Origin of the sequence: Herbiconiux oxytropis, assembly GCF_024979315.1 — a bacterium.
GTDB classification, from domain to species: Bacteria; Actinomycetota; Actinomycetes; order Actinomycetales; family Microbacteriaceae; genus Herbiconiux; species Herbiconiux oxytropis.
In genome coordinates, this window is the sequence record NZ_JANLCK010000003.1 from 1 (window position 1) to 15,693 (window position 15,693).

The 15,693-nt window shown below is 70.9% G+C and carries 17 protein-coding genes; 8 read left to right on the forward strand and 9 right to left on the reverse strand.

What is annotated here, in order from left to right; all coding sequences use genetic code 11:
* Nucleotides 1-320 precede the first annotated feature (320 nt).
* On the reverse strand, nucleotides 321-905 hold the full coding sequence (locus N1028_RS05835; RefSeq protein ID WP_259525913.1) for a TetR/AcrR family transcriptional regulator: 585 nt from the start codon (nucleotides 903-905) through the stop codon (nucleotides 321-323).
* Between the two features lie 172 nt (nucleotides 906-1,077).
* Here N1028_RS05835 and N1028_RS05840 point away from each other — a divergent pair, with 172 nt between their 5' ends.
* A complete protein-coding gene (locus tag N1028_RS05840) occupies nucleotides 1,078-1,911 on the forward strand; it encodes an alpha/beta fold hydrolase (RefSeq protein WP_259525914.1) in 834 nt (277 codons plus the stop codon).
* Between the two features lie 33 nt (nucleotides 1,912-1,944).
* Here N1028_RS05840 and N1028_RS05845 read toward each other — a convergent pair whose 3' ends face one another.
* Nucleotides 1,945-2,526: a small multidrug efflux protein gene (locus N1028_RS05845; RefSeq protein ID WP_259525915.1), complete on the reverse strand. Its 582-nt coding sequence runs from the start codon at nucleotides 2,524-2,526 to the stop codon at nucleotides 1,945-1,947.
* Nucleotides 2,527-2,678: 152 nt separating this feature from the next.
* Between N1028_RS05845 and N1028_RS05850 the strand changes: the two genes are divergently transcribed.
* Nucleotides 2,679-3,428 carry a helix-turn-helix domain-containing protein gene (locus N1028_RS05850; protein ID WP_259525916.1) on the forward strand — a complete coding sequence of 250 codons (750 nt, stop codon included), beginning with the start codon at nucleotides 2,679-2,681 and terminating at the stop codon, nucleotides 3,426-3,428.
* A gap of 204 nt (nucleotides 3,429-3,632) precedes the next feature.
* Here the strand turns inward: N1028_RS05850 and mgrA are convergent, their stop codons facing one another.
* A complete protein-coding gene (mgrA, locus tag N1028_RS05855; protein ID WP_259525917.1) occupies nucleotides 3,633-4,649 on the reverse strand; it encodes an L-glyceraldehyde 3-phosphate reductase in 1,017 nt (338 codons plus the stop codon).
* Nucleotides 4,650-4,758: 109 nt separating this feature from the next.
* Here mgrA and N1028_RS05860 point away from each other — a divergent pair, with 109 nt between their 5' ends.
* Complete coding sequence (locus N1028_RS05860; protein ID WP_259525918.1) at nucleotides 4,759-5,919, forward strand: hypothetical protein; 1,161 nt, start codon at nucleotides 4,759-4,761, stop codon at nucleotides 5,917-5,919.
* A gap of 25 nt (nucleotides 5,920-5,944) precedes the next feature.
* On the opposite strand, the gene N1028_RS05865 is transcribed toward N1028_RS05860, so the two are convergent.
* Nucleotides 5,945-6,748, reverse strand: coding sequence for a DeoR/GlpR family DNA-binding transcription regulator (locus N1028_RS05865; RefSeq protein ID WP_259525919.1), 804 nt, complete (start codon nucleotides 6,746-6,748; stop codon nucleotides 5,945-5,947).
* Between the two features lie 71 nt (nucleotides 6,749-6,819).
* On the opposite strand from N1028_RS05865, the gene galT reads away from it, so the two are divergent.
* From galT to N1028_RS05885, 4 genes are all read left to right on the forward strand, one after another.
* Nucleotides 6,820-7,953 carry a galactose-1-phosphate uridylyltransferase gene (gene galT / locus N1028_RS05870; RefSeq protein ID WP_259525921.1) on the forward strand — a complete coding sequence of 378 codons (1,134 nt, stop codon included), beginning with the start codon at nucleotides 6,820-6,822 and terminating at the stop codon, nucleotides 7,951-7,953.
* Nucleotides 7,950-9,254 (forward strand): galactokinase, encoded by a 1,305-nt coding sequence (gene galK, locus N1028_RS05875; RefSeq protein WP_259525922.1) that lies wholly within the window; start codon nucleotides 7,950-7,952, stop codon nucleotides 9,252-9,254. Before galT ends, galK begins: the two co-directional genes overlap by 4 nt.
* Nucleotides 9,251-10,213 carry a UDP-glucose 4-epimerase GalE gene (gene galE / locus N1028_RS05880; protein WP_259525923.1) on the forward strand — a complete coding sequence of 321 codons (963 nt, stop codon included), beginning with the start codon at nucleotides 9,251-9,253 and terminating at the stop codon, nucleotides 10,211-10,213. The genes galK and galE overlap by 4 nt, the downstream gene beginning before the upstream one ends.
* 430 nt (nucleotides 10,214-10,643) lie before the next feature.
* Nucleotides 10,644-11,228, forward strand: a complete 585-nt coding sequence (locus tag N1028_RS05885; protein WP_259525924.1) for a DUF4352 domain-containing protein — start codon at nucleotides 10,644-10,646, stop codon at nucleotides 11,226-11,228.
* 63 nt (nucleotides 11,229-11,291) lie between these two features.
* On the opposite strand, the gene N1028_RS05890 is transcribed toward N1028_RS05885, so the two are convergent.
* From N1028_RS05890 to N1028_RS05905, 4 genes are read right to left on the reverse strand one after another with little or no spacing between them, the layout of a single operon-like run.
* Entirely contained in the window at nucleotides 11,292-11,837 is a 546-nt protein-coding gene (locus N1028_RS05890; protein ID WP_259525926.1) for an SRPBCC family protein, read from the reverse strand.
* Nucleotides 11,830-12,399, reverse strand: a complete 570-nt coding sequence (locus tag N1028_RS05895; protein ID WP_259525927.1) for a hypothetical protein — start codon at nucleotides 12,397-12,399, stop codon at nucleotides 11,830-11,832. The genes N1028_RS05890 and N1028_RS05895 overlap by 8 nt, the downstream gene beginning before the upstream one ends.
* Nucleotides 12,396-13,637 carry a serine/threonine-protein kinase gene (locus tag N1028_RS05900; protein WP_259525928.1) on the reverse strand — a complete coding sequence of 414 codons (1,242 nt, stop codon included), beginning with the start codon at nucleotides 13,635-13,637 and terminating at the stop codon, nucleotides 12,396-12,398. Before N1028_RS05900 ends, N1028_RS05895 begins: the two co-directional genes overlap by 4 nt.
* Nucleotides 13,638-13,642: 5 nt before the next feature.
* On the reverse strand, nucleotides 13,643-13,903 hold the full coding sequence (locus N1028_RS05905; protein WP_259525929.1) for a DUF6458 family protein: 261 nt from the start codon (nucleotides 13,901-13,903) through the stop codon (nucleotides 13,643-13,645).
* Between the two features lie 148 nt (nucleotides 13,904-14,051).
* On the opposite strand from N1028_RS05905, the gene N1028_RS05910 reads away from it, so the two are divergent.
* A complete protein-coding gene (locus N1028_RS05910; RefSeq protein WP_259525930.1) occupies nucleotides 14,052-14,714 on the forward strand; it encodes an arsenate reductase/protein-tyrosine-phosphatase family protein in 663 nt (220 codons plus the stop codon).
* A gap of 33 nt (nucleotides 14,715-14,747) precedes the next feature.
* On the opposite strand, the gene N1028_RS05915 is transcribed toward N1028_RS05910, so the two are convergent.
* A complete protein-coding gene (locus N1028_RS05915) occupies nucleotides 14,748-15,680 on the reverse strand; it encodes an LLM class flavin-dependent oxidoreductase (protein ID WP_259525931.1) in 933 nt (310 codons plus the stop codon).
* Between the last annotated feature and the right edge of the window lie 13 nt (nucleotides 15,681-15,693).

Genomic DNA, 15,693 nt, shown 5'->3' on the forward strand with positions numbered 1-15,693 from the left:
CACCGGTCAGTGCGGGGATCGAGGCCAGCGGCTCGGGAGTCTCGTTCGCCGACGACGACGACGACGCAGCCGGGCTCGACGTGTCAGTGGAGGAGCCCGTGGAGCAGGCGGCCATGGAGAAAGAGAGGAGGCCGGCGGTCGCGATGCCGATGGTGACCTTGGTGATCTTGCGCATGATGTTCGACCTTTGCTGTGGTGAGCGGAGTGGTTCTTGCGGGACACAGAGGGTTCGGCACCCTGTCCCGAACCGATTGGTCGTCAGCGCGATCCGGTCGAGAACCGCACAGGTCCCATCCAGGAATCGCTCGCCGCATGGCGCTCTACCGAACCGGCGGAACCGTCTCGTTCCACTGCCCGAGAGCGACGATGAAGCCCGCGACGAGCCGATCGAAACTGCGATCCACGTCGGCGCTCAGGGCGAACGCGCCCGCGGCCTCGTAGACGACGAACCCGTGCAGCGTCGAGCGGAAGGCGCGGATGGCATCGATCGCGTCGTCGCCCTCGAGCCGGTAGGCGGTGAGCACGTCGGTGATCACCTGGATGGCCGTGGCCGAGACGGTCTCGTCCTCGACGTCGCCGGGAGCGGGCATGAGGTTGGAGGCCTCGTAGCGGGCTGGATGTCGCCCCGCCCAGTCGCGGTACGCGTGGGACATCGCGGAGATCGCATCCGCCCCGGATCGCCCCACGGCTGCTCGGGCGAGCACCTCGCCGAGTTCTCGCTTGGCCTGCACGGAGATGTCGCGACGGAGGGAGGCGATGGAGTCGATGTGCTTGTAGAGCGAGGGCTGCCGCACGCCGAGCCGCTCGGCCAGGCCGGCCAGGGTGAGTCGGCCGAGACCGACCTCGTCGGCCATCACGGCGGCCTCCTGGGCGACGCGGTCTCGGGTCAGGCCGGCTCTAGGCATGGTGGGTCTCGCGGCGATCGTCCATGCAGCTATACAACCGTCGCTTCTGGCTAGTGTCAATAGCCAGCCCGGATGCGCACGCTCTACAACTTCAGGTTAAAGCTATTGACAATAGCCGAAAGGGAATGCAGAGTAGCTTTACCCGCCGTTCCCCCTCCGTCAGAAGGACGCCATGACCCAGTTCCTCACCCTCTCCGAGGGAACCATCGCCTACGACCTCGCCGGTGAAGGCCCCCTGGTCGTGCTCGCCCACGGCATGGGTGACAGTCGGCACTCCTATCGCTTCGTGGTTCCGGCCCTGGTGGCCGCAGGCTACCGGGTCGCCAACGTCGACCTCCGCGGCTGCGGCGAGTCGAGCACCGGATGGACCGGCTACAGCCGCACCGACATCGCGGGCGATCTCGTCGCGCTCGTGCAGCACCTCGGTGGCCCCGCCGTGCTCGTGGGCCAGTCCATCAGCGGCGGCGCGGCGACCATCGCCGCCGCCCTCGCGCCGGAGCTCATCGTCGGCCTCGTGGAGCTCGCCCCCTTCACCCGTGCGCAATCCGTCGACCTCGGTGGCCTCGTCCGCAACGCACGGCACCGCAAGGGCACCGTGCAGCTCGGCAGGGTCATGATGACCGGCAGTCTCAAGGGCTGGCTCGCCTATCTCGACCTCGCGATCCCCGCGAAGCCCGCCGACTGGCCGGCCGAGCGTGCTCGCATCGAGGCGACCCTGAGTCGTCCGGAGCGCATGCAGGTGCTCAAGGCGATGACCCGCACGAGTCCCGCCGACGCCGGAGCGCAGCTCGCGAAGGTGCGCTGCCCCGTGCTCGTGGTCGAGGGCGGCGCCGATCCCGACTGGGCCGACCCGGAGGCCGAGGGCGAGCGTATCCTCGCCGACCTCCCAGCGGGCCTCGGCGAGCTCGCGGTCATCCCGTCCGCCGGCCACTACCCCCATGCCGAGACCCCCACCGAGCTGGTCGCCCTCCTCCTGCCCTTCCTCGCCCGCACCCTCGCCCGCTAGTCCGGTGGTCCGGTCGTCGCTGGGCCCGGATGCTCACCAGCCCAGGAGCGCGAGAGCGCCGGTGGCGGCGAGGGCGACGAGGGTGGTCCAGACCGCGATCGCGACGACCTGCCACAGGATGACCCACCGCTTGGGCACGCCGGATCCCACGAAGAACGCGGCCGTGAGCATGGTGGGCAGGGCGAGAGGGGCGAGCAGGCTCGCGCCGGGCACGCCGAACTTCACGAGCCAGCGCCGGAGCCTCTGTCGCCCCTTCGTGCGCCGATTGCCCTTGCTCTTCGCCTCCGGCTCGGCCTCCGGCTCGGTCTCCGGCGCTTCCGCGACGAGGACGGTCGCATCCCCCTGGGCGCGCGCGGTGGCGGTCGTGGCGCGTCGGGCGAGCACGCCCTCGCGCACCCGCGATCCCAGCAGTACCACGAGCACGACGCACAGGATGTTGCCGGCCGCGCCGGCGATCGCGGCCACCACCGGATCGAGCCCCGCGAGGATGCCGAACGCGGTCGCGCCCTCCGCCTCGATGTAGGGAACGGCGCCGGCGAGCGCGACGATGAGCGGTTGGACGATCTCGGGCACCTGGTCGATGGCGTCCTGCAGCCACCCGTAGGGGTTGTCCATGTCTCTGCCTCCTCTTTCGGGAGGAGTCAAGACCGTGTTCCCGGCACAGGGTCAAGTCGTGACGCCGCGGGAGCGCGCCGCCGGGCCGGGGGTTGACCGTGTTCCGGGAACAGGGTCTTGAATGGGTGCTGACCCGACAAGGAGCGCTCACGATGCCCTGGAGCACACGAGAGGTGGCGGAGCTCGCCGGCACGACCGTCAACACCGTGCGGCACTACCATCGCGCCGGTCTGCTCGATGAGCCCGATCGGCTCTCGAACGGCTACAAGCAGTACACCGCCAGGCACCTCGTGCGGCTGCTGCAGATCCGGCGGCTGCGCGACATCGGTGTTCCGCTCGTGCAGATCGAGGCCGTCGGCTCCTCGCGTGGCGCGACCCCCGCGGAGGCGCTGCTCGCGATCGACGCCGACCTCGCCGCGAGCATCGAGCGGCTGCAGCGGGCCCGGGCCGAGATCCGGGCCATCCTCGACGGATCGACCGCGACCGACGTGCCCGCCGGCTTCGAGGACGTCGCCTCCCGCCTCACCGGTTCCGAGCGTTCCCTCATGCTCGTCTACTCCCAGCTCTACGACGAGTCGGCGATGGCCGACCTCAAGCTCATGGTCGACGCCGAGCCCGAAGACACCGACGCCGAGTTCGAGGCGCTCCCCGCCGACGCCGACCACGCCACCCGGCAGCGCATCGCGGAGGTCTTCGCGCCGCAGCTCGCCCAGCACTTCGAGGACTACCCCTGGCTGCTGCAGCCGGCCGAGCACCTCCCCAAGAGCGCCCCGGTCACCCAGCAGGCCTTCATCGAGACCTACCTCGAGCTCTACAACGAGGCCCAGCTCGACGTCCTCGCCCGAGCCGCGGCCCTGGCCGTCGACCTCCCGCCCACCCCCGCGCCCCCTCCCTCCGCCTAGGCGGCGCGGACAACGCCACCCCTGACCTCGGCCGAGGCGTCTTCGTCGGCACACGACGGCACGTTCGGCGAACTCCGCTCCCATGACCGCGTAGCGTCAGCCCGCGAACATCGAACCCCACGGCCCCTCGAGCACCTTCCGTAGGATCGTCCTCAGCCGGAGTCCGCGCCGCGACGCGCCGTGATGATGCATCGCCCTGCCGGCCTACGCGGTCCTGCCGGTGCCGTGCACGGCGTGGGGGTCGATGGCGGCGAGCTCGTCGGGCGCGAGCGGGGCGGCGTCGAGAGCGGCGACGTTCTGCTCGAGCTGGGCCACGCTCGAGGCGCCGATGAGGGCGCTCGTGACCTGGGGGTGGCGGAGCACCCAGGTGAGCGCGAGCTGGGCGAGGGACTGGCCGCGGGCGGCGGCGATCTCGTCGAGCGCCCGGGCGCGGGAGAGGTACTCCTCGTCGATGCCCTTCTCCGAGAGGAACTGCGAGGTCGCGGCCCGCGAGTCCGACGGCACGCTTCCGTCGAGGTAGCGGTCGGTGAGCAGGCCCTGCGCGAGCGGGGAGAAGACGATGCTGCCCGATCCGACCTCGTCGAGCACCGGGAGGAGGCCGTCTTCGATGTGGCGGTCGAACATCGAGTAGCGCGGCTGGTGGATGGTGAGCGGGATGCCGTGACCGGCCAGCAGGCGTGCGGCCTCGCGGGTCTGCTCGGGGTCGTAGTTCGAGACGCCCACGTAGAGCGCCTTGCCCGAGGTCACCGCGGTCGCGAGCGCGCCCATGGTCTCTTCCAGCGGGGTCTCGGGGTCGAAGCGGTGCGAGTAGAAGATGTCGACGTAATCGAGCCCCAGGCGCCCGAGCGACTGATCGAGCGAGGCCAGCAGGTACTTGCGCGATCCCCATTCGCCGTAGGGGCCTGGCCACATGAGGTAGCCGGCCTTTGACGAGATGATGAGCTCGTCGCGGTAGGGCGCGAGATCCTCGGCGAGGATGCGGCCGAAGTTCGTCTCGGCCGAGCCGGCCGGCGGACCGTAGTTGTTGGCGAGGTCGATGTGCGTCACGCCGAGGTCGAAGGCGCGGCGCAGGATGGCGCGCTGCGTGTCGAGCGGCCGCTCGTGCCCGAAGTTGTGCCAGAGACCCAGCGAGAGCGCCGGCAGCCTGAGGCCGCTGCGGCCCGAGCGGTTGTAGGTCATCGCGTCGTAGCGCGTGGGGGCGGCCTGGTAGGTCTCGGTCATCGTGCTGTCCTTCGTCAGAGTCACTCGCACATCGTGTGCGCTGCCGCGATGTCGTCGAACAGGGACCACACGAGACAGCTTCGCACATCGACTCCGCGGAGACCGCGCGATGGCGGTGCAGACAGTCGACGAGGCTGTCTACTCTGGAGGGATGCGGCTAGGCGACACCTCCCGAGTTCTGGACACCGGGCCACTCACCGACGAGATCGATCGCCGCGAGCTGGCGCAGTACCGCCGCACCCTGCCGCCGCAGGTGCGGCTGACGTTCTCCACGGTGTTCGGGCCCCTTCTCGTCCTGATCGTCGCACTCGCGCTGGGCGCGGTGTTCGGCGGGGCTGTGATCGGCAGCCTGCTCGCGGCGGCCGGATCGGGCGGCGATCCGTTCGCCGTGGCAGCGGCGCTCGTGTTCATCGTCGTGCCCTGCGGACTCGTGGTCGTCGCCCTCCGCTCGCTGTTCCGCCGCAATGGCCGGCGGCAGTTCCGGCTCGCGCGTTTCGCGGCCGCCAACGGGTTGAGCTACCGCCCGGTCGCCGGCGCGCTGCTCCTACCCGGTGTCATCTTCTCGGTCGGCTCCGACCGCTCCGCGACGGACCTGCTGCAGGATGACGAGCGCGGCATCCAGGTGGGCAACATCACGTACGTCACGGGCTCCGGCAAGAACCGGCGCACGAAGCGCTGGGGGTTCGCCGGCATTCGTCTCGGCACGCCGCTGCCGCACATCGTGCTCGATGCCCGCAGCAACAACACCGCCCTCTTCGGCGCCTCGAACCTCCCGGCGCCGTTCGACAAGGAGCAGCGGCTCGGGCTCGAGGGCGACTTCGACAGCCACTTCACGCTCTACTGCCCCAAGGGCTACGAGGCCGACGCCCTCTACCTCTTCACTCCCGACGTCATGGCGAGGTTCATCGACTCCGTCGCGCAGTTCGACGTGGAGATCGTCGACGACCACCTCTTCCTCTATTCGAGTCAGGATCTCGCGACCCTCGACCCCCAGGTCTGGCAGTGGCTGCATGCCACTCTCGGCGCGCTGGCCGACAAGGTCGACCGCTGGGAGCGCTGGCGCGACTCCCGACTCGGCTCCACCGAGGTCGTGCCGGGCCGGGGCGGGGCGCCCTCCGAGATCCGCCGTCCACCGCGCGGTGTGTCCACCACGGGCCGTCGCCTCACCCAGAAGGTCCACTGGATCTGGCTCGTCATCGGCGCCGTCTCCGTGGCGTTCACCTTCTTCTGGCTGATCGAGGGCGTCTTCTCCGCCCTCTTCACGCGCTGAGAACCCCGGCGACGCCGGATCCGGCTCAGGCGGTGAGCGTCTCGAGTCCTGCGAGCTCGAGACGCGCGACCTCCTCGAGGTGGATGTCGCTGCCCCCGGCGGGGGTGGCGGTGATGAGGAGCTCGAAGCGGTCGAGACCGCCGATCACGCCGAGGCTCGTGCGACCGAGCTTCGACGCGTCGGCCACCACCACCGCCCGGTCGGCGGCGCCGAGCATGGCCTGCTTGAGCTCGGTCTCGGGCAGATTGACGTTCGTGACGCCGGCCACGGCATCCACCCCCGTGCAGCCGATGAACGCGAGGTCGGCGCGCACGCTGCCGAGCAGGAGCGAGGCGTACGGAGCGACGAGCGAGTGCTGGAGGGGGCGCAGGGTGCCACCGGTGACCACGACGGTGAAGCGCGGGATGGCGGGCTCGAGCGCCAGGGCGATGGAGAGGCCGTTGGTGATGATCACCACGTCTTCCAAGTCGTCCCGCTCGAGGAGGGCGTCGGCGACGGCGGCGGGGGTGGTGCCCACGTCGAGCAGCACGCTCGTGCCGCTCTCGACGAGTGCGGCGGCGGCACGGCCGATGCGCTGCTTCTCCTCGGCCGAGGTGCTGCGTGCCTGTTCGAACGGGGTCTCGGCACGCGAGGCGAGACCCCGGATGACGGCGCCGCCGTGCACGCGGTCGACCACCTCGTGCCGTTCGAGCACCGCGAGGTCGGAGCGCACGGTGACCTCGGAGACGCCGAGCTCGCGGCTCAGCTCTGCCACCCGCGCGAACCCCGTGGCGCTCACGAGCTCGACGATCCGGCGGCGCCGGACGGTGAGATCGATGTCGTCCGCCATGCCCTGATCTTACAGGTTCGAAAGTCGATACTCCACTTGACTTTCGTTTCCGAAAGTGACGTAATCGTCTCGTGACGACATCGAGTGGCATCACGAAACGGGTGAGCACCCTGACCGACGGCCGGGAGCTGCTCTACTTCGACGACGCCGACACCCTGCTCCCGCCCGACCGCGCCGCCGACACGCGGCCGCCCGCCCCGCGCCCGCCTGTGGCGGAGATGAGGCAGGATCCCCTCACGGGGGAGTGGGTGTCGATCGCGGCGGCCCGTCAGAACAGAGTGATGCTGCCGCCCAAGCACCTCGACCCGCTGGCTCCCTCCACGCCCGCCAACCCCACGGAGGTTCCGAGTGACTACGACGTGGCGGTGTTCGAGAACAAATCGCCCTCGTTCGGTCCCGACCTCGCTGCAGCGGGTGTCGATCCGCTGCACGAGCTCGCCGAACTGCGGCGCATCGGCCTCGGCCGCACCGCCACCTCGGTGGGCCGGTGCGAGGTGGTGTGCTTCAGCCCCGCCACCGAGGGTTCGCTGTCGGCGCTCCCTGTGGCGCGGGTGCGCACCATCATCGAGGCGTGGGCCGATCGCACGGCTGCGCTGTCGGCGCTCCCCGGCGTGCAGCAGGTCTTCCCGTTCGAGAACCGCGGCGAGGCCATCGGCGTCACCCTGCACCACCCCCACGGCCAGATCTACGCCTACCCCTATGTCACGCCGCGCACGCAGCGTCTCGTGGCCTCGATCGAGAGCTACGGTCCCACGCTGTTCGTCGACATCCTCGAGTTCGAGCGGGGATCGGATCGCGTGCTGATCGAAGGCAGGCATTTCACGGCGTTCGTGCCCTTCGCGGCGCGCTGGCCGGTGGAGGTGCACCTGCTGCCGCACCGGCACGTGCCCGACTTCGCCGGCCTCACCGGCGAGGAGCGCGACGAGCTCGCGCTGGTCTACCGCCGCCTGCTGCGGGGGCTCGACCACCTCTACGACGACCCCACGCCCTACATCGCGGCGTGGCACCAGGCGCCCGTGCACGAGCACCGCGACGACATCCGCCTCATGCTGCAGATCACCTCGCCGCGCCGGGCCGCCGACAAGCTGAAGTTCCTGGCCGGCTCCGAGGCGGCCATGGGCGCCTTCATCGGCGATGTGCCGCCCGAGACCTCCGCCAGACTGCTCCGAGAGGCCCTCGCCCGGGCCGAGGAAGGCGCCGCATGACGAACCCCGCAGCTCCCGGCACCCCGGGCTCCGGCCCCGCGGCACCCCGCCGGCCCGCACCTGGCCCCTCCGCATCGGGCCGCTCCGTGCCCCTCGCCGAGCAGGCCGGCACCGGCTTCGCACGCCGCTACGGTCACGCACCCACCTCGCTGTGGTCGGCCCCGGGCCGCGTGAACCTCATCGGCGAGCACACCGACTACAACGACGGTTTCGTGCTGCCGTTCGCCATCGACCGGCACACGGTCCTGGCGGCGGGCCCGCGCGAGGACCGCCGCATCCGCGTCTCCACCGTCTTCGGCGACGGCACGATCGAGACGGTCGAGGCCGCGATCGACGAGCTGTCGCCCGAGACCGTCTCGGGCTGGTCGGCCTATCCGCTCGGCGTGGTGTGGGCGGCCGGCCGGCACGGTGCCGACCTCGCTGCGGCCACCGGGCTCGACCTCTTCCTCGTCTCCGACATCCCCATCGGAGCCGGTCTCTCCTCCTCGGCGGCCATCGAGTCGGTGGTGGCCATCGCGCTCGACGAGGCCTGGGGCCTCGGCTTCGATCGCGCAACGCTGGCCCGGATCGGCCGCCTCGCCGAGAACGAGGCGGTCGGTGCACCCACGGGCATCATGGATCAGTCGGCGGTGCTGCTCGGCCGGGCCGACTCGGCCGTGCTGCTCGACTGCCGGTCGCTCGACACCACGATCGTGCCGCTCGGCCTCGGTGATGAGCAGCTCACGATCGTCGTCACCGACACCCGCGTGCAGCATGCCCACGCCACCGGGGGCTACGCCGCGCGCCGGGCCTCCTGTGAGCGGGGCGCAGCGGTGCTGGGAGTGCCCATGCTCCGAGACCTCACGGTCGACGACCTCGGGCGGGCCGAACGGGAGCTCGACGACGAGACGTTCCGCCGGGTGCGCCACATCGTGACGGAGAACGCGCGCGTGCTGGCGGTCGCCGCGCGTCTGCACGATTCGGGCGCGGGCTCGATCGGCGACCTCCTCGACGCGTCCCACGCCTCCATGCGCGACGACTTCGAGATCTCGGTGCCGGAGCTCGACCTCTCGGTCGAGGTCGCCCGCCGGGTCGGTGCGGTCGGCTCCCGGATGACGGGGGGCGGCTTCGGCGGCGCCTCGATCGCCCTCATCCGCCGCGATCTCGTGGGTGCATTGCGCGCCGCTCAGGAGAACGCGTTCGCCGCAGCGGGTCTCCGGGCACCGATAGTGTTCGAGGTGACCCCCTCGGCCGGAGCCGCCAGGCTCCCGTTCCCCCCGCGCGATGACGTCGCGCCCGGCTCGACAGGAGACGCGCGATGACCTGGCTCGTGACCGGAGGTGCCGGCTACATCGGCTCGCACGTGGTGAAGGCGCTCGGCGAGGCCGGCCTCGATGCGGTGGTGCTCGACGACCTGTCGACCGGCCACGCCGACTTCGTGCCGGAGGCCGTGCCCCTCGTCACGGGCAGCATCCTCGACGGAGATCTCGTCGAGGCCATCCTCCGCGACCACGCGGTCACGGGCGTCATCCACGTGGCGGGCTACAAGTACGCCGGCGTCTCGGTGCAGCGGCCCCTGCACACCTACGAGCAGAACGTCACCGGCACGGCCGTGCTGCTAGAACGACTGCAGTCCGTGGGCGTCGATCGTCTGGTCTTCTCCTCCAGTGCCGCCGTCTACGGCACGCCCGACACGCTCCTCGTCACCGAAGACACACCGAAGGCCCCGGAGTCGCCCTACGGCGAGTCGAAGCTCATCGGCGAGTGGCTCCTCCGTGATCAGGCCGTCGCCGCCGGGCTCCGTTCCACGGCGCTCCGCTACTTCAACGTGGTCGGCTCCGGATCCCCGGAGCTCTACGACGCGAGCCCGCACAACCTCTTCCCGTTGGTCTTCGACGCCCTCACCGCCGGCCGCACCCCGCGCATCAACGGCGACGACTACGACACCCCCGACGGCACCTGCGTGCGCGACTACATCCACGTCTCCGACCTCGCTCTCGCCCACGTCGAGGCCGCCCGTCGCCTCGACGCCGGCGACACCCTCCTCCCGGCCTACAACCTCGGCTCGGGCGACGGCATCTCGGTGCGCCAGATCATGGACGCGATGGCCGAGGTCACCGGCATCCCCTTCACCCCCGAGATCGCCCCCCGCCGCCCCGGAGACCCGGCCCGCATCGTCGCCTCAGGCGCCCTGGCCACCCGAGACCTCTCCTGGAGCATGCGCCACACCCTCCACGACATGGTCTCCTCCGCCTGGTCGGCCCACCCCCGCCACCCCTGACCCCCCCTCCCCCCCCGGCGCGAACACCCCCCCGCGCCGGTCAACCTGGCACCCGCGACTTGACAGCACCTGCGCCCATGAGCGCCGACTTGACTTAAGTTGTGCCAAGTCGGCGCTTTTGAGCACAACTACTGTCAAGTGGACGACCTCCAGGCCCGCGCCAGCGCCCGAACGTAAGCGGGCCGTGGGGTGTGCATGATCCGTTCGAGTCATAGGCATCGGGCCTGGCGGGAGACCGCGAAGCGGGCGAGGGGACTATGACTCGAACGGATCATGCACACCCCACGGCCCACACGAGCAACCCAACCCGAGCAACCCGCGAACCCCCCCCGCCCCCACCCCAGAAAAGTCCCGAGCCGCTCACGCCGACCTCCGCCTCACCGACCAGGCCTGGAGTCTCTGCGACACGGCGACGTGCTAGCCTCCCGGCATGACGGGGTGGGGTAGGCGGGTCGTGCTGGCGATGGCCGTGGGGGCGGCGGTGGCCCTCGGCGGCTGCACGGCCTCCGAGACGACGGAGGCGGAGACGACTGCGACGCCCACGCCCACGCCGACCAGCGACATCCGCACGCCGATCGACCGCGACGGCCCGTTGCCCGATGCGGTCGACGGGCCGGGAAGCCGCGCCGATCCGCTCGCTCTCGGCGAGACCATCAGCGTCGACCGCGTCGACATCGTGATCGACGCCTACGAGCCCGACGGCGACGCGATCGTGGAAGCCGCCGTGAACGACCCGCCGCCCCCGGCCTACCACTACGAGATCGTGACGTACTCGGTCACGAACACCCACACCGAGGAGCTCTACGTCGACCTCATCTCGGTGGGCCTCGTCACCGACGACGACGAGCGCATCGACGAGCGCGTCGCCACACTCACCGATGAGATGGCCGGCAGGATCCCTCCGGGCGAGACCCTCACCGGATCCCGCGCCTTCCTGGTGCCGGCCGGCGCCGAGGTGCTGATCGCCGTCACGCCGGGCGTCCCGATCGATTCCGCCTACTACGTCGAGCCCTGACGCCCGCCCGGGCCGATCGCGGTTCAGGGGCCCGGTGCCTGGGCGGGGGCCGGCGGTTCTGCGCTAGTCGCGGGCGTGGCGGCCGCGGCGGGGGGCCGGGGCGGCGTCGTCGAGGTCGTCGTCGGTCGAGACCGTCGTGTCCGGATCGGCGTCGACAGAGCGCAGGGTGACGTAGGAGTGCCCGGACGGGCCTCCGTTGGTCTCGACGTGCGACTTGAAGGCGCGGAGGGCCGCCCGCACGGCGCGATCGTCGGTGCCGAGGGCCGCGGCGGCGCGTTCGGCCGCCGTGCTCGGCTCCCAGGTGATCGAGAGTGTCACCGCGGTGCGGGTCTCCGAGGTCTCGCTGAAGGTCGCCTCGCCCGTGAATCGGACGTCGCCCGTGATGGTGCGCCACCTCACGCGCTCCTCGGGGAGCTGCTCCACGACCTCGGCGTCGAAGCTGCGGGTGAGCCTGCCGATCGAGATCGTCCAGTGGCTGTAGATGTCGGCCGAGGTGGTGACCTCGCGCACCAGCGGGATGAACTGGGGGAACGACTCCACATCGAGCCACTGCTGGTACACAGCGGCGATCGGGGCCTGGACCGTGACGGTGTGCTGCGCGTCAGTCATTCTTGCCTTTGCCCTTGTTCCCATTGCCGTTCCCGTTGCCGTTCCCGTTCCCATTCCCGTTGCCGTTGTTCCCGTTTCCGCTGTCGTCGTCCCCGCCGCCGTCGTCGCCCTCGTCGGGGTCGTCGGTGACGGGCTCGGGAACGGTCGGTTCAGGAGCGATGCTGGGCTCGACGGGCGTCTCGGGCTCGACGGGCGTCTCGGACTCGACGGGTGCCACCGGCTCGACAGGCGCCGCCGGTTGCACGGCGGCCTGCAGATCGGCCCGCACCGCGTCGATCGCGGCCTGGATGGAGGCCGTGCGGTCGGCGGGGATCGCACCGGAAGCCGATCCCTCCGTGAGCTGGGCCTGCAGGGAGTCGAGAGTGCCGAGTGCCCCGGCGGGATCCCCGGCGGCCGCCTGCTCGGCAGCCGTGACGACGCTCGACTGCAGCTGTTCGCTGGTGGCGGCGGCGATCCCGCTCGAGTCGGTGGCGCATCCGCTCAGACCGAGAACGGCGGCGAGAGCTGCGCCGAGGGCGAGCGTGACGGCCGCGCCGCGCACACGGGTCGAGACGGATGTCACGGGCTCACCGCCTCCAGAAGATCGTTCATGTGGGTGCCGAGCGGCTCCTCGAGCGTGGGCAGGGTCGGCACGTCGTCCGGGCTCGCGGCACCGACCGACCACAGGAGGACGCCCACGATGACGGCCACGACGACCACCGCGAGGACGGCGACGACGAGGAGCCACCGCGGAGGTCCCGACTGCGCGGCGAGGGACGCGACCGGAACCGGCGGCTCCGGATGCGACGCGTCGAGTCTCGCGGTGGCCGCGGTCGCCTCGGTGGCCTGCGCCGAAGTCGCAGCATCCACCGAAGTCGCAGCACCCGCCGACACCGCAGCACCCGCCGACACCGCCGCATCCGCCTCCGGCATCCGCTCGGTCGGCAGCTCGAGCTGCGCTGTCGCATCGAGCGGGCTGGGCTCGCCGAGGTGGCGGGCGGCGACGACCACCTCGAGCGCCGAAGGGCGCTCGGCCGGGTCGCGAGCGGTCATGGCGGTCAAGAGCGATCGCCACGAGTACCCGTACGATCCAGGGATCTCGGGATCCCGCGTCAGGCGGGCGAGCGCGGCTTCGTGCGTGCCGGTCTGGGGGAACGCCCGCTGCCCGGTGAGGGCCTCGACGAGCACGAGCCCGAGTGCGTAGATGTCGGATGCGGGAGCCGGTTCGGCCCCCTGCACCTGCTCGGGGCTGAGGTAGGCGGCTGTGCCGATGAGCGTGCCCGGCGTGGTGAGCCTGGTGGAGTCGATGAGGTAGGCGATGCCGAAATCCGCGAGCTTGGCGCGGTATCGCTCGCCGGGCACGTGCGACCGTCGCAGGAGGATGTTCGAGGGCTTGATGTCGCGGTGCACCACCCCGGCGCCGTGCACCACGTGCAGCGCCTCGGCGAGGTCGCGGGCCATCACGGCCGCCTCCTCGGGCGTCAAGGGGCCCTCCACGATGCGATCCCGGAGAGTCGGTCCCTCGACGTGCTCCATGACGAGATAGTTCGGCTCGGTCTCGCCGATGCGGGCGTCGAACAGCGTCACGAGGGAGGAGTGGTTGAGACTCGCGAGCAGGCGCGTCTCCGAGGTGGTACGGGCCACCTCGGCGGCGGAGTCGCGGAAGATCTTCACCGCGACCGTGCGCCCGAGCGTCTCATCGCGAGCCCGGTAGACCACGCCCATGCCGCCGGATCCGATCCGCGAATCGAGCAGGTAGCGGCCGTCGAGGAGCTCGCCGGTGCTCGGCGAGCTCTCGGGCACGACGCCGGGCAGGGTCACGGCTCTCAGACCAGCGGGTCGTTGGTGTCGCGGGTGCTGCGGGTGACCTGCTCGCCGCTGGCCGGGTCGACGGCGGTGCGGGTGGTCGCCGTCGACTGGCGGCGACGGAGCATGAGCACGAGGCTGATCAGGAACACCACGACGCCGGCGCCCATGAGGATGTAACCGATGAGGGCGAGATCGATGACCCCGCCGAGGTCGACGTTGACTGCGAACGCCAGAATGGCTCCGATCACGAAAAGCGCGATCCCGGTTCCGATACCCATGATGATCCTCTCCGGGGTGAACGTCTCACCGCCGTGGCCGGCGCGGTCTGACAATCGGCTGATGATCAGTTCCCGGCCGTGCCGTCTCCGCTCATGCCTACCATGATTGAGTCAAGAACGATTGAGTCGATTCCGGACGGGAGCCGCCATGAGTGAGCTGAAACGCAGAGTCGCGGTCTTCGCCGCGCTCGCCGACCCCTCCCGGCTGCAGATCATCGACCTGCTCACGCTCGGAGATCTCGCGCCGTCCGAGATCGAGCTGCTGCTCGGCCTCAGGTCGAACCTCGTGGCCCACCACCTCCGCGTGCTGGAGGAGGCGCAGATCGTCTCCCGCACCCGGTCGGAATCGGACAAGCGGCGCAGCTACCTCTCCCTGCAGCCGGAGGTGTTCGACACCCTCACGCCCGTCCACGTCGCCGTCCCGAAGCGGGTGGTGTTCGTGTGCACCGCGAATTCCGCGCGCTCCCAGCTCGCCGAGACCATCTGGCGCGAAGCCAGCGAGATTCCGGCCGCCTCGGCGGGAACGCATCCGGGGGCGGCGGTCAATCCGGGTGCGGTCGCTGTCGCCGAGCGTCACGGGCTCCGGATCGACCGGCACGCGCGGCCGCTCGCCGTGGAGGAGGTGCTGCTCGAGCGCGACCTCGTCGTGACCGTCTGCGACAGCGCCCACGAGCGCATGACGGGCCGCGACGACCTGCACTGGTCGATCCCGGACCCGGCCCGCTCCGGCACCCCGGAGGCCTTCGAGCGCGCCTTCGACCTCATCAGCCGGCGCATCCGGGCTCTGACATCCCGGCTCCGCTCGGTCTGACTCCGGGGGAGCGTGGCGCCGGGCTGCGTCGGCTCAGGCGGGGTCGGGGAACCTCTCCCGCAGGAGCGCCGCGGTCTCGCCGACGAGCTCGATGCCGGCGGCGGGGGATGCGGAGGCGGGGATGAGTGTGAACTCACGCGCCCCTGCCTCCACGTACGGTGCGAGGAAGTCGGCGACATCCGCCGGTGTTCCCGACGCGGTCACCCACTGGAACTTCTCGTAGGGGAGCCGGTAGAGGTCGAACATCCGTGCGGCGATGTGCTCGCGGGCCGCATCGCGATCCGGATCGAGCCCTACCCACGACGTGAAGCCCATGCGGGCAGGGGCCTGACGTCCGGCCTCGGCGGACGCCGCCGCGATGGCGTCGACGGTGGCCCCGAAGCGGCGGGCGGAGCAGAAGATGCCGAGCCAGCCGTCGCCGAAGCGCACGGTGCGCTGCACGGCTGCGTCGCCTTTTCCGCCGATCAGCATCGGGATGCGAGGGTCGGGGCTCGGCAGGATCTGCGCCTGATCGAGCTCGAAGAACTCTCCCGTGTGGTCGATGACGTCTCCCCGCAGGAGCCGCTGCACCAGGTCGAGCGCCTCGTCGAGCCGGCGACCCCGGGTGCGCGGGTCGACCCCGGCGTTGAAGACCTCACGACGATCCTCGCCGGCCACGCCGACGCCGAGCGTGAGCCGGCCTGGAGCGAGCTCGGCGAGAGTGGCGAGCGCCCTCGCGGTGGGCATGGGATGCCGGAGCCCCAGCAGGTACACGCCGATCTGCAGGCGCACCGAGGGGTGGGAGCCGAGCAGCACGGCCGACGAGATCAGGCCGTCGAAGCCCGATCCGCCATGGAAGCCCAGGTGATCCCCGGTCGACACGAAGTCGACGCCGCTCGTCTCGACCAGGTCGAGGAGTCGCCGCCGTTCGCCGAAATCGGAGAACACCCCGGGATCGTTGATCCCCACACCGACCGTGATTGCCATGGCTGGATTCTAG

Bases quoted from the DNA above. Each gene is read 5' to 3' on its own strand.
- N1028_RS05890 (WP_259525926.1), bottom strand. From the start codon at position 11,837: ATGACTGACGCGCAGCACACCGTCACGGTCCAGGCCCCGATCGCCGCT.
- galK (WP_259525922.1), top strand. From the start codon at position 7,950: ATGACGAACCCCGCAGCTCCCGGCACCCCGGGCTCCGGCCCCGCGGCA.
- N1028_RS05850 (WP_259525916.1), top strand. From the start codon at position 2,679: ATGCCCTGGAGCACACGAGAGGTGGCGGAGCTCGCCGGCACGACCGTC.
- N1028_RS05840 (WP_259525914.1), top strand. From the start codon at position 1,078: ATGACCCAGTTCCTCACCCTCTCCGAGGGAACCATCGCCTACGACCTC.
- N1028_RS05865 (WP_259525919.1), bottom strand. From the start codon at position 6,748: ATGGCGGACGACATCGATCTCACCGTCCGGCGCCGCCGGATCGTCGAG.
- N1028_RS05845 (WP_259525915.1), bottom strand. From the start codon at position 2,526: ATGGACAACCCCTACGGGTGGCTGCAGGACGCCATCGACCAGGTGCCC.
- N1028_RS05885 (WP_259525924.1), top strand. From the start codon at position 10,644: ATGACGGGGTGGGGTAGGCGGGTCGTGCTGGCGATGGCCGTGGGGGCG.
- N1028_RS05835 (WP_259525913.1), bottom strand. From the start codon at position 905: ATGCCTAGAGCCGGCCTGACCCGAGACCGCGTCGCCCAGGAGGCCGCC.
- mgrA (WP_259525917.1), bottom strand. From the start codon at position 4,649: ATGACCGAGACCTACCAGGCCGCCCCCACGCGCTACGACGCGATGACC.
- N1028_RS05910 (WP_259525930.1), top strand. From the start codon at position 14,052: ATGAGTGAGCTGAAACGCAGAGTCGCGGTCTTCGCCGCGCTCGCCGAC.
- N1028_RS05860 (WP_259525918.1), top strand. From the start codon at position 4,759: ATGGCGGTGCAGACAGTCGACGAGGCTGTCTACTCTGGAGGGATGCGG.
- N1028_RS05905 (WP_259525929.1), bottom strand. From the start codon at position 13,903: ATGGGTATCGGAACCGGGATCGCGCTTTTCGTGATCGGAGCCATTCTG.
- N1028_RS05915 (WP_259525931.1), bottom strand. From the start codon at position 15,680: ATGGCAATCACGGTCGGTGTGGGGATCAACGATCCCGGGGTGTTCTCC.
- galE (WP_259525923.1), top strand. From the start codon at position 9,251: ATGACCTGGCTCGTGACCGGAGGTGCCGGCTACATCGGCTCGCACGTG.